Consider the following 11,785-nt stretch of genomic DNA (forward strand, 5'->3'; position numbering starts at 1 on the left):
CCCCCGCACCGGCCCCGGCCCCGGCCCCGGCCGCCGGCGTCGGCATGGACGACAAGATCAGCCAGCTCAAGGAGCTCTCGACCCTCAAGGAGCAGGGCGTCCTCACCGAGGAGGAGTTCGCCGCCCAGAAGGCCCGCATCCTGGGCTCCTGAGCCGGCTCCTGCCACCCCTGACCCGGCGCGGCCCGGCCAGAGCCGGGTCGCGCACGGTGACGCGTACGCTCCGCTCCGCGTCCGCGGCCGGCCCGGGAGCCGCGGGCGGAAGGCGGCCCCGGGCCCGCGGACGCTTCGGGTGCCGGAGGCGAGGTGAGTCGAGTCGTGCCGGACATTCCCCGCGAGGGCAAGGAGACGGACCCGCTGCGGGACCGCGTCCTCACGCGGTCGCTGCTGAGGTCGGCGAGCGCGGACCCGCACCACCTCCCCGAGTTCCTCGCCGCCTTCGCCGTACGCCACATGGGCCCGGTCGCGGCGCGCGCGGTGGAGCGGATGCGCGAGGCGCAGCCCGACTCCGGCCCGTCCGGGCTGCTGTCCCGGGTCCTCACCCGGGGGGAGCGCCGGACCGTCTCCGAGGGGGCCTTCGTCGGCGGGCCCTTCCTCGTGCTGATCCCGTTCGCCTTCTGCGTGGCCATCCTCAGCCAGGCGCAGGCGTGCCTGGAACTGGCCGCCCTCGACGGCCGGGACCCCACGGACCCCGAGCGGGCCGCCGAACTGCTCGTCCTGCAGGGTGTGCACGCGGACGTCGGCCGGGCGCGGGCCGTGCTCGCGGAGGTCCGTCTCCCCGAGGACGGCGGCGCCCCGGCGGCCGCGCCGCCGCCGGGGCGCATCACGGCCGTGCACCGGCTGGTCATGAGGATGGCGCGGCTGCTGGGGCTGATCACACCGGGAGAGGAGCCCCCGGGCCGGCTGCCGCGGTGGCTGGTGCAGACGGGCCGGTACGTCCTGCTCGCCGCGGTGGTGGCGGTCGGGATGGTCGCCCCCCTCGTCTGGCTCCCGTACATGGCGCTGTCGTACAAGCGGTCCACCGGCCGGCTCCTGGCGCGGGCCACCGCCTTCTACTTCGGTGAGCCGCCTGCCGCCCGGCCGAGGCGGACCGCGAGGATCGAGCCGGAGATGGTGGTGTCCGCGCTCAGGGCGCTGCTGTCGGTGCTGGTCCCGCTGGGGTTCGTCATCGGTGTCCTGGTCACCAACCTGCGGATCGCGGACCGGGGTTGGCCGGTGCTGGCCATCGCCCTGGCGGGTGCGTCGATCGGGATGGGAGCGGTGTGGCACTGGCGCCGCAGGCGGCGGAGCCCCGCCGACTGACACCGTCGGCACCGCTCCGGCGGGTCTCGGAACGCCCCCACTTTCCCGCCAACTCCATTGAGAATCTGCCGAGTTGCTGTGTCACTGGCCTATGTTCTGGGGACATGTCGGTTCGCCCCAGGAGGCCCGGTTGCAGTCCAGGCGCTTTCTCGCCCTCACCCGTGCGTTACGCCGCTCGTCTCTGCTCATCGCCTTCAGTCTCGGATCCCTGCTGGTCGGCCTGACCCCCTGGCTGGGGGTCGCGAGCCCGGCCCGCCCGTCGCCCAAACCGGCGCCCGTGCCCTTCGACCAGCAGACGGCCGTGGATTCCCCGCACCACCCCATCGCGCCCGCGAACGCCATGGAACCGACGGCTCCCGTTCTCGACCGGGCCGGATGGACGGCCACGGCGAGCGACGAGGAGACCGCCGGCGAGAACGGCCGCGCCGCCAACGTCCTCGACGGCAACACCGCCACCATCTGGCACAGCAAGTGGTCGGGCACCCCCGCCCCGCTGCCGCACAGCATCACCATCGACATGCACCGCACCGCGGTCGTCTCCGCGCTCGTCTACCTGCCGCGCACCGGCTCGGCCAACGGCCGCCCCGGCGAGTACGGCATCAGCCTGAGCACGGACGGCCAGAACTGGGGCAGCCCGGTCGCCACCGGTACGCTCGCCGACGACGCCAGCGCCAAGACGCTCGGGTTCGCCCCGCAGGGGGCCCAGTTCGTACGGCTGACGGGGCTCACCGAGGCCGGCGGCCGCGGGCCCTGGACCTCCGCCGCCGAGATCAACCTGCTGGGCGACCCCGGAACCCCGGCCGCCACCGTCGACCTGTCCCGCGCCGGATGGACGGCCACGGCGAGCGACGAGGAGACCACCGGGGAGAACGGCCGCGCCGCCAACGTCCTCGACGGCAACACCGCCACCATCTGGCACAGCAAGTGGTCGGGCACCCCCGCCCCGCTGCCGCACAGCATCACCATCGACATGCACCGCACCGCGGCCGTGTCGGCGCTCGTGTACCGTCCCCGCTCCGACGGTGCCAACGGGCGCGCGGGCGCCTACACCGTCACCACCAGCGCCGACGGCACCACCTTCGGCGCGCCGGTCGCCTCGGGCACCTGGCGGGACGACGACACCGCCAAGACGGCCACCTTCACCCGCACCGAGAACACCCGCTACGTACGCCTGACCGTGACCGGCGAGGCCGGCGGCCGCGGCCCGTGGACCTCGGCCGGCGAGATACGCCTGAGCGGTCCGGCCGACCCTGCGGTCCACGGCTCCTGGGACCGGATCACCGGTTTCCCGCTGGTGCCCGTGGCCACCGCAGTCCTGCCCGGCGACAAGCTGCTGGCCTGGTCCGCGTACGCGGTCGACCGCTTCGGCGGCAGCAACGGCTACACCCAGACCGCGATCCTGGACCTGAAGTCGGGCAAGGTCACCCAGCGCCGCATCGACAACACCGGCCACGACATGTTCTGCCCCGGCATAGTGATGCTCGCCGACGGCCGGGTGCTCGTCACCGGCGGCAGCAACGCGGAGAAGGCCAGCATCTACGATCCGGCCACCGACGCCTGGTCCGCGACCACCAGCATGAACATCGCCCGCGGCTACCAGGCCATGACGCTGCTCTCCACCGGCGAGGCCTTCGTCCTCGGCGGGTCCTGGAGCGGCGCCGGCGGCGACAAGGCGGGCGAGGTCTGGTCCCCGGACACCCGCACCTGGCGCAAGCTGCCCGGCGTCCCCGCCGCACCCGCGCAGACGGCCGACCCGGCGGGCCCGTACCGGTCCGACAACCACATGTGGCTGCACGCCACTTCAGGTGGCAAGGTCCTGCAACTGGGCCCGAGCAAGCAGATGAACTGGATCACGACGGGCGGCAACGGCAGCATCACCGCCGCCGGCAACCGCTCCGACAGCCCGGACGCCATGACCGGCAACGCCGTCGCCTACGACATCGGCAAGCTCCTCACCCTGGGCGGCTCGCCCGCGTACGAGAAGACTCCCGCCACCCGGCTCGCGTACACCGTGGGCATCTCGGGCAACCAGGTCCGGTCCGCTCGCACGGGCGACATGGAGCACGCCCGCGGTTTCAGCAACAGCGTGGTCCTGCCGGACGGCAAGGTGGCCGTCTTCGGCGGACAGGCCTACCCGGTGCCGTTCAGCGACGCCACCTCGGTCCTGACCCCCGAGCTGTGGGACCCGGCGACCGGTGCCTTCACCCCGCTCGCCACCATGGCCATTCCGCGCAACTACCACAGCGTGGCGAACCTGCTGCCGGACGGGCGGATCTTCTCGGGCGGCGGCGGGCTGTGCGGTGACTGCGCCACCAACCACGCCGACGGGGCCGTGTTCACGCCGCCCTACCTGCTGAACGCGGACGGCTCGCCGAAACCGCGGCCCGTCATCTCCGGCGGTGTGCCGCCGCGGGCCGCGCCCGGCGCGTCGCTGACGGTGAGCACCGAGGGGCAGGTGGCGTCGTTCGTCCTGATGCGAGCCGCTGCCGCGACCCACTCCACGGACAACGACCAGCGGCGGGTCCCGCTGGTGTCCGCGGTCGCGGGGAACGGCACGTACACCGTGTCCATCCCCCTTGACACCGGTGTGGTCGTGCCGGGGACGTACATGCTCTTCGCCCTCGACGCGCAGGGAGTGCCGAGCACCGCCAAGTTCGTGACCGTCGCCTGACCGTCACCGAGCCCGCGCCCGCCCCCGCTTCACCCGCCGCGACGGCCGTCCGGTCCGTGTGCGGGGGCCGGGCCGAGCGGCAGTGGCGGCTGGTCGGCCGCTGACCCGGTCCGCTCCGCCCGCCCGCCCGCTCCGGCCGCCGGCGCCCGCCCGTCCGGCCCGCGGACACCGCGGGGCCGGCCGCGGGTTCTTTGTTGCGGTGCCGGGATGCGCGCACCGATCGGACCCTTCGAAGACGCCCGGCCCGCGCCGGAGTGCCTCGCCGAACTCACCGGCCCCGTCGCGGAGGCGATCCGCGACTGGCAGGGCGGGACACCCGCCGACCGGATCGTGTACGTGGACACCGACCCGGCGATCGCCGACACCGCGGCCTTCGTCGGGCATTACGGCCGGGAGTTGCTCGGCCAGTCCGCGAACTGCGTGGTCGTCGCCGCCAGGCGGGGCGGCGGAACCACCCTCGCCGCCTGCCTCGTGCCCTCCGCGGGCCGGGTCGACGTGAACGGCGTGGTCCGGCGCCGGCTCGGGGCCCGCAAGGTGTCGTTCGCGCCGATGGCCACGGCCGTGGAGGCGACGGGCATGGAGTACGGCGGGATCACCCCGGTCGGGCTGCCCGCCGGCTGGCCGCTCCTGGTGGACGCCTCGATCGCGGGGATGCCGTACGTACTGGTCGGCAGCGATCGGCGGCGCGGCAGGCTCATCGCCCCCGGCTGCCTCTTCGGGCTGGTGCCCGGGGCGGAGCTGATCGAGGGCCTCGCCGTCTGAACCGGCCGCCGCCGCCCGGTCGGGCCGTCGCGCCCGGCGGAGGCGCTCTCGGCGGGACCGGTCCGTGCCCGCCGGTGCCTGTCCGGCCGGCACGGACCGGGCTCTCGGTGCCGGTTCAGGAGATCGCGTACCACTGGCTGCCCCAGCCGGTGTTGATGGTACTGGTGGACTGCTCGGCCAGGTTCACCTTGGCGGGCAGGGAGGTCTGGCCGGTCAGAAGGTTGCTGTAGCGCAGGAGCGGCGGGTTGAGCCCGGCGTTGACGGAGATCCCGGCGCCGGTGGCCTTGAGGGTGAGGAGGTTGGTGGCCCAGGTGCCGTTGAGGAGCAGGGCGATGAAGTAGGTGCCGGGTTCGGCCGTGAACGGCTTCGCCAGCGCGAACGGCTTGGCGACCGGGTCGGTCATCAGCTGCGGCGAGATGTCCGCGGTGGCCGCCCGAAGGGTGCCGGAGGCGTCGTACACGCCGAGGTAGCAGTCGGCCAGTTGGGCCTGGGGGTCGATCCCGGCCAGCCCCAGCCAGATGTTCGACCACGTGATCCGCTCGTGCAGGACGATGCGGACCAGGGTGACCCGGCCGCCGACCCCGGCGGCGGACTGGGCGGTGACGTGGCCCGCGTCGTTGGGGTCGCCCGTCCAGGCCAGCAGGTTCTGGTCCTGGGGCAGCGGCGCCTGGACCACACGGGTCCCCGGGGAGGCGGGCGCCGGCGAAGAGGCGGTCGCCGGGCGGCTGTCGGCGGGCGAGGCGGTGCAGCCGGTGAGGACGAAGAGTGCGGTGAGCGCGGCGCAGAGGCCGGCGAGGCTACGGGTGTGCATGATCTCCCCTGGGTTCGGACGACCGAGTGTACGAGCGGCTGACGCATCCGAACCACCGTTCCCTCACGCCCCGTACGTGCGGGCCGGCTCAGTCGGCCGTCCGGTGCCGGCGGCGCCAGAACGGAGTGTCCCCGCGCCGTTCCCTCCGGTGCTGCACGGCCCGTGCGCGCAGGTGTTCCTCGTGGAGGGCGGTGATGCGGCGCGCGTACGCGGCCAGGGCGCCGCTGTCCCCGGCGTGGTCGGCCAGGATCACGCGCGCCCCTTCCATCCCGGTGGCCAGTGCCATGACGATGCCGCGGGCCGCGAGCGGGTCGGTGGCGGTGGCGGCGTCGCCGACCGCCGCCCAGCCCGGTCCGGCGGCCGGGCGGGTGCAGGACGGGCCGGCGGCGGCCACGTCCAGCTGCCGGGGCGGCTCCCGCCAGGGGGTGATGCGGTGCCGGATGGGGCCGGTGGCCTGCGCCCGGGCCCACCACGCGTCCCGGTCGTGCAGGCGCATTCCGGCGACGAGGTCGGCGTCCGTCACGGCCATCAGCACCCGCCCGCCGCCCGGCAGCGGCGCGGTGTACCACCAGCCCCAGGGGTGGACTCCACCAGCGAGGTGCGCTCCGGCTCGGCCGGTCCTCCGCCCGGCGCGGCGAGGATCCCGGCGACTGCGGTCAGCCGGTCGGAGGGGCCGGGCGTCGCGCCGGGGCGCCGGGCCAGCCGGGCCGGGCTCCCGGTGGCGTCGACGACGTAACGGGCGGAAGGGGCAGCGGTGGAGGGGGTGGGGCCTGGGTGACGTCCATCGCCCCGGGTGTGCGCAGGATGCCGAAGACGAACCGACGGGCTTCCAGGCCGTCCTGGTCGTTGGAGGCCAGCAGGGCCAAGCGGGCGGGTTCGAAGAAGTTCCTCACGCGGTTGCCGTGGTTCTTGCGCGCCCGGCTGTTGACCCATGCGAACGCCACCGGCCGGACCGGCAGCGGGTGGATGTCGCGGGTGAAGGAGACTTCCGGAGGCCTGGGCAGCATGCCCGATGCCCGGGCGGTCTCCAGGGCGACGTCGTACAGCGTGATCAGGTTCTCCGTGTACGGGGCGAAGTCGGTCGGCGCGACCAGGCACCAGGCCTGCGTCACCGGTACCTGCCGGCCGCCCGGTCCCAGGGCCGCGGACGCGCGGACCGGTCCGTCGGAGATGTCGTCGCACCAGAAGTCGTTGTCGGCGTAAGTGCTGACGGGGTGGCCGGAATCGGCCGAGAAGGACGTTCCGGACCCGCCGAGGACGAGCAGCCTGCCGGCCTCGTCCGTGCGCAGTTCGCCCAGCGGAACGGTCTCCCCGAGGAAGGTGCCGTTGTCGAACCGGGCGCCCCGGCCGTCCTGGGCGGGGCCGGTCACGGTGCGGGGGCCGGGCCGGACGGCCAGGCGGGCGCGGTCGGTGGTGTCGGCGGGGTCGATGTGCAGGTTGCGGCGGTGGGTGTCGGAGGTGGACTGCCCGGAGCGGCCGGCGAACCGGAACCACGCGCCCTTGGCGTTGGCCAGTTCGACGGTCCAGGTGATCCGGGTCCTCGGCCGAGGTGAGTTCGCCGAGAACGGCACCGGACCGGTCGTAGGCGTACACCCGGAACCGGGCGGCCTGCCGTTTGATCCGGCCGACGGCGTCCCTGAAGCCGCCGTCGGGGCGGGGCGGGATGCCCGGGGATTCCGGGCCGATGAAGAACTCGTCGGGGCTGTCGCCGACGCGGCCGATCCCGATGGACGGGTGGATCTCGCAGTGGGCGATGTCGTCGAGTTGCACGGCCCCTCCAGGTCAGGGGGACGAGGGGGCGGTCAGTGGTGGTGGTCGTGGTCACCGCCGGTGCCCGAGGCCAGTTCTCCCTCCTGGAAGTAGAACTCCCGCTTCAGCGTGAACCGCAGGTCGATGGCGCCCGGCGCGCCGGCTCCGCCGTCCAGGAGGCGGGCCGCCGGCTGCTGCCCCTCGGCCAGCCTGTCCGGAATGCTGTCGGACCTGCCGGAGACGGCGAGCCGCGGCCCCTTCGCCAGGAGGTCGTCGGTGAGGGACACACCGGAGACGCTCCGGAGGTCGCCGATCTGCAGCAGGTGGTCGAAATCGGGTGGCGTGACGATCCGGTGGGCGAGGAACCGTTCACTTCCCTTGCCGAATGCGAGGTACGTGAGCTCCGGCGGCCGGGCCTCCTGCTCGTCCAGGCGCCGGAAGTGGACCACGCGCCGGACGTCGACCCGCACCGCGTCGACGACGGTCACGTCGCTGGTGTCGAAGTGGCCCCGCAGCAAGTCTCCCTTGAACGAGGTCAGCGCGGGCTGCCCCGCGGGGGTGACCAGGTCGGTGATGCTGAACGGCTCGGGGGCGAGCGTGTAGAGGTCCGTTCCCGTCTGACGGCGGTCCTCGACGTACAACTTCTGCGCGTTTCCGGCGTCGTTGTCCAGGGTCACTTCGAGCAGCACCTGGAAGGCGTGCGCGGGCGGGGAGAACATGGGCAGGTGGGACAGGTAGACCGTTTCCTCACCCACTACCGCCATTCCGTGGAACTTCTTGGGTTCGACGACCGGCATCGGGCTCATCTCCAGCATGCGTCGGCTGCCGCGGCAGCTGTGGGAGGGATGCATCCAGGTCGTTCTCAAGCCTGGCACCTCGATGCGGAGATCGCCATCGCGTTGCTTGACGCACGCGCCCACCGGAGTCGGCGGTAATTGCGGTGTGTGCCCCGTGCCGTACGCCTACGCTCGGCACATGGAGCCCAGCACCCTCGCCTGCGTCGTGCTGCCCGTCACAGCCGTGCTGTACGGGCAGCTCGGCCTGCTCCGGCGGCACCGGGAACGGTGGTACCGGGTCATGGCCGAGCGCTGCGCCGAGGTCCTGCGGGATCCCTACCGGGCCGCCGCCGGCCGGTGGTGGCCCCAGGACGACACGCAGGCGGCCGCCGCCCGGCTGCTGCTCGACGGGCTGGTCAGCGTCAACCACCGCGGCAACCTGAGCCTCACCGCGGACGGCGCCGACCCGGCACGGGCCGCCGGGCATCCGCTGCCGGACGCCCTGCTCGCAGCGCTGCGCCGGCGCACCGCGCCCGCAGCGCTCGGCAACATCAGGCTCCGGGACGCCGGCTTCAACACTGCCCGGGAGGAGTTCCACGCTGCCGGGCGCGCCCGCGTGCAGCACGGGGTCCCGGCGCTCGCGAGCGACCCCGCCGGACGGCCGGCGCGCATCGCGCGCCTGTCGGCCGCCCTGGTGATGCTGTTCACCGCGGTCGCCCTGGCCGGCCTCGCGGCACCCCGCGGTGCGGTGGAGTCGGCAGCGGTCGCCGTCACCGTGATCGGGCTGGTCGCGCAGATCGCCTGGTTCAGCCTGGACGAACGTCTGTGCACCGCGCACGCCGGGCGCGACCCGTGGGAGGAGCGGTTGGCCGGGCTGGACGTGCACCCGGCGCTCGCGGAACTGGCCCTCCTGGACCCGGAGGCCATGGTACGGCTGAGGGTCAGCCGACTGCGGACACGCCGGGGACGCAACCGGGGCAGGCCCCGGCGCCGCCTCGCCCCTGCCGAGGCAGAGGCCGCCGCCGAGGTCTGACGACACACCCGGCAGGGCCTGCCTTCATCGATCCGAAGCCGGACGATGCGCGGTACGGCATCCTGACCGCCCTGCACGCGTCCGCGAACGGGGATCGGTCGGGCCCGGCTCGACGCCCTCGCCGCCGGCTTCTCCGGCCCGGGCCGGGAGACCCCCACCGCAGCTCCGGGCTGCACGCCGCCACTCTGCCCGCGGTGACGGCCGCGTCGCGGTCGACGCCTGACGGCGGCCTCCGGCGGACGGGGCCCGGCGGCCTGCCGGTGCGGTGATCGTCCTACGATCCCGTCGTCGGCAGGCCCCCTCCGGGGTCGGCGGGAGCAGGAGCGGGAGCAGGGGCGCGCATGGGAGCGGTGGAGGCTCTGGAGAAGCTGGCACCGGTGGTACTGGCCTTCGGCTGCGGGGTCGTCCTCGCCCGACGCGCGGTGGTTCCGGCCGAGAGTTCCAAGGCCTTCGCGGACTACGCTTTCCTCTTCGCCGTCCCGTGCTTCCTGTTCGGCAACATCCACCGCAGCGATCTGGGGGCGTTGTTCCACTGGCGGGCCGTCACGGGGTATGCGGCCGCGGCCTGTGCCGCGGCCGTGCTGACCGGCGTGGCGGCACGGGCGCTGGGCGTCCGGGATCCGCGCGGGGTCGCGCTGCGCATCATGGCCGCCGTGCAGGTCAACACGGCCTACTTCGCCGTGCCGGTGTTCATCATGCTGTTCGGGGACGCGGCGCCGATCTTCCCGGTGCTGTTGTTCCAGGTCTGTGTGCTGTCGCTGGTCATCATCTCGATCATGGAGTTGGGGCGGCCTGACCGCGCCGGGCGCCCGGTCCGGCGGCTCGGGTCGGCTGTCGCGGCCTCGCTGTTGACGCCGGTCGTGGTGGCGTGCAACGCGGGCATCGCGCTCAACCTCCTCTCCGTCCCGGTGCCCCGGGTCGTGCTGGACAGCTTCGCGTTCGTCGGTGACAGTGCCTCGCCCGTGGCGCTGTTCGCCCTCGGGCTGCACCTCGGGGGCAGCGGACCGGCGGTCCGCGACACCACCCTGGAGGAGGTGTGGCTCATCGCCGCGAAGTGTGTCGTCCTCCCCCTGATCACGTTCGCGGTGTGCCGGTACGCCTTCGGGGTGGAGGGCGAGCGGTTGAGCCAGCTCGTCCTGATCGCGGCGATGCCGGCGCCGCAGAACCTGTTCGTCTTCGCGCAGCGCTACGGCGTGGGCGTGGACACGTCCGCCGCTCTCGTCGTGAAGAGTTCGGTCGTCGCGCTGCTGCTGCTCCCGCTGTGGATCCAGTGGGCGGTGTGATCCGGGCAGGCGATCGGAGTGCTCGCATCCGGGTTGACCTGCGACGAGTCCGTGACGAGCCCGTCGCAGGATCCGTGGTACATGTTCATGCCATGAAGAAGATCACTCGCAGACAGGCTCTGGGCACCGCCGCCGGCGCGGCGACCGCCCTCGGCCTGACTGCCCTCGTCATGTGGGATTCGGCCGAGCCCTCGCCGGCCCCCGGTCCGAAAGCACACCCCGGTGTCGACGCCTCGGGGCTCTCCATACCCGCCAAGGGCATCGACGAGGTGTTCGAAGGGCGCCGTATCCAGATTTCCCTCGCCAAGGGGGGCGGCGGCCACGAAGGGCACGGACTGCCCGCCTGGCCCACCATCAAGATCGACGGCAATGAGCTGCACATCATGCGCAACGCCGACGGCACCTGGGTGAGCGTCGTGAACCACTACGAGACCTTCCCCGACCCCCTCGCGGCCGCACGCGCCGCCGTCCGCACCCTCCAGGGGGGCCACCTCGCCCCGTTCGCCCCCGAGGGAGCCGCGCAGTGACCGTCCGCAAGAGCCAGGCTGCGCTCACCGCCGACGAGAAGCGCGCTTTCACCAACGCGCTGCTCGAACTCAAGCGCACCGGCGTCTACGACCGGTTCGTCACCACGCACAACGCCTTCCTCAGGACCGACTCCGACTTCGGTGACCGGGTCGGCCACCGCGGTCCGTCGTTCCTGCCGTGGCACCGGCGCTTCCTGCTGGACTTCGAGGCCGAGCTGCAGAAGGTGGACCCGAAGGTCGCCCTCCCGTACTGGGACTGGACCGTGGACCGCACCCCCACCTCCTCGCTGTGGGCACCGGACTTCATGGGCGGCACCGGCCGGCGGCAGGACAACGACCAGGTGCTCGACGGCCCGTTCGCGTACTCCGGGCGCAGGTGGAACATCACGGTGGGCGTGGACACGTATCCGTTCCTGCGGCGTTCGCTCGGGGCGGGCGGGGTCCAGCTGCCCACCAAGGCCGAGGTGAACGCCGTGCTGGACATGCCCGAGTACGACGCGGCCCCCTGGAACAGCTCCTCGGGCGGCTTCCGCAACCACCTGGAGGGGTGGCGGGGCACGGGCCTGCACAACCGGGTCCACGTGTGGGTCGGCGGCCACATGGGTACCGGGGCCTCCCCGAACGACCCGGTGTTCTGGATGCACCACGCCTTCGTCGACATGCTCTGGGCCGAGTGGCAGCGGCGTCACCCGAAGTCCCCCTACCTGCCGGCCGCCGCCACGCCGAACGTGGTCGACCTGCGGCGCCCGATGCGGCCGTGGAACAACGTGACACCGGCCGACATGCTGGACCACCGCAGGTTCTACACCTTCGACACCGAGGGGGCCGCGCCGCGCCGGCCGTAGTCCGGCCCGGGCATGGTCCTGCAGCCG

Annotated in this window: 11 protein-coding genes and 1 pseudogene; 8 read left to right on the top strand and 4 right to left on the bottom strand. The window is 73.4% G+C overall.

Annotation, left to right across the window (positions count from 1 at the left end; genetic code table 11):
* The 4 genes from HYE82_RS27280 to HYE82_RS27295 form a co-directional block, all read left to right on the top strand.
* A partial coding sequence (locus tag HYE82_RS27280) for an SHOCT domain-containing protein (RefSeq protein ID WP_179176823.1) occupies positions 1-152 on the top strand: 152 nt, incomplete at its 5' end.
* A 165-nt stretch (positions 153-317) separates the two neighbouring features.
* Positions 318-1,301 carry a hypothetical protein gene (locus HYE82_RS27285; protein ID WP_179176824.1) on the top strand — a complete coding sequence of 328 codons (984 nt, stop codon included), beginning with the start codon at positions 318-320 and terminating at the stop codon, positions 1,299-1,301.
* A 130-nt stretch (positions 1,302-1,431) separates the two neighbouring features.
* Positions 1,432-3,972: a discoidin domain-containing protein gene (locus tag HYE82_RS27290; RefSeq protein WP_256987769.1), complete on the top strand. Its 2,541-nt coding sequence runs from the start codon at positions 1,432-1,434 to the stop codon at positions 3,970-3,972.
* 207 nt (positions 3,973-4,179) lie between these two features.
* On the top strand, positions 4,180-4,734 hold the full coding sequence (locus tag HYE82_RS27295) for a YbaK/EbsC family protein (RefSeq protein WP_179176825.1): 555 nt from the start codon (positions 4,180-4,182) through the stop codon (positions 4,732-4,734).
* Between the two features lie 115 nt (positions 4,735-4,849).
* On the opposite strand, the gene HYE82_RS27300 is transcribed toward HYE82_RS27295, so the two are convergent.
* The 4 genes and pseudogenes from HYE82_RS27300 to HYE82_RS27320 all read right to left on the bottom strand — a co-directional run bounded on the left by HYE82_RS27300 (position 4,850) and on the right by HYE82_RS27320 (position 8,160).
* The gene (locus tag HYE82_RS27300) at positions 4,850-5,545 is read right to left on the bottom strand and encodes a hypothetical protein (RefSeq protein ID WP_179176826.1); all 696 of its coding nucleotides are present in this window, start codon (positions 5,543-5,545) and stop codon (positions 4,850-4,852) included.
* 88 nt (positions 5,546-5,633) lie between these two features.
* Complete coding sequence (locus tag HYE82_RS27305) at positions 5,634-6,074, bottom strand: NAD(P)/FAD-dependent oxidoreductase (RefSeq protein WP_179176827.1); 441 nt, start codon at positions 6,072-6,074, stop codon at positions 5,634-5,636.
* A gap of 127 nt (positions 6,075-6,201) precedes the next feature.
* A pseudogene (locus tag HYE82_RS27310) lies at positions 6,202-7,315 on the bottom strand (LodA/GoxA family CTQ-dependent oxidase).
* Between the two features lie 32 nt (positions 7,316-7,347).
* Positions 7,348-8,160 carry a hypothetical protein gene (locus HYE82_RS27320; protein WP_256987770.1) on the bottom strand — a complete coding sequence of 271 codons (813 nt, stop codon included), beginning with the start codon at positions 8,158-8,160 and terminating at the stop codon, positions 7,348-7,350.
* A gap of 109 nt (positions 8,161-8,269) precedes the next feature.
* Between HYE82_RS27320 and HYE82_RS27325 the strand changes: the two genes are divergently transcribed.
* From HYE82_RS27325 to HYE82_RS27340, 4 genes are all read left to right on the top strand, one after another.
* Positions 8,270-9,103 (top strand): hypothetical protein, encoded by an 834-nt coding sequence (locus tag HYE82_RS27325; protein ID WP_179176829.1) that lies wholly within the window; start codon positions 8,270-8,272, stop codon positions 9,101-9,103.
* 341 nt (positions 9,104-9,444) lie between these two features.
* Positions 9,445-10,386, top strand: a complete 942-nt coding sequence (locus tag HYE82_RS27330) for an AEC family transporter (RefSeq protein ID WP_179176830.1) — start codon at positions 9,445-9,447, stop codon at positions 10,384-10,386.
* Positions 10,387-10,478: 92 nt separating this feature from the next.
* Entirely contained in the window at positions 10,479-10,913 is a 435-nt protein-coding gene (locus HYE82_RS27335; protein ID WP_179176831.1) for a tyrosinase family oxidase copper chaperone, read from the top strand.
* Positions 10,910-11,758, top strand: coding sequence for a tyrosinase family protein (locus HYE82_RS27340; RefSeq protein ID WP_179176832.1), 849 nt, complete (start codon positions 10,910-10,912; stop codon positions 11,756-11,758). Before HYE82_RS27335 ends, HYE82_RS27340 begins: the two co-directional genes overlap by 4 nt.
* The last annotated feature ends 27 nt before the right edge of the window (positions 11,759-11,785 follow it).

The organism is Streptomyces sp. BR123, assembly GCF_013401435.1.
Lineage (GTDB): Bacteria > Actinomycetota > Actinomycetes > Streptomycetales > Streptomycetaceae > Streptomyces.

Coding starts and splice junctions, on each gene's coding strand:
- HYE82_RS27295 (WP_179176825.1), top strand. CDS start 4,180: ATGCGCGCACCGATCGGACCCTTCGAAGACGCCCGGCCCGCGCCGGAG.
- HYE82_RS27300 (WP_179176826.1), bottom strand. CDS start 5,545: ATGCACACCCGTAGCCTCGCCGGCCTCTGCGCCGCGCTCACCGCACTC.
- HYE82_RS27305 (WP_179176827.1), bottom strand. CDS start 6,074: ATGGCCGTGACGGACGCCGACCTCGTCGCCGGAATGCGCCTGCACGAC.
- HYE82_RS27325 (WP_179176829.1), top strand. CDS start 8,270: ATGGAGCCCAGCACCCTCGCCTGCGTCGTGCTGCCCGTCACAGCCGTG.
- HYE82_RS27330 (WP_179176830.1), top strand. CDS start 9,445: ATGGGAGCGGTGGAGGCTCTGGAGAAGCTGGCACCGGTGGTACTGGCC.
- HYE82_RS27335 (WP_179176831.1), top strand. CDS start 10,479: ATGAAGAAGATCACTCGCAGACAGGCTCTGGGCACCGCCGCCGGCGCG.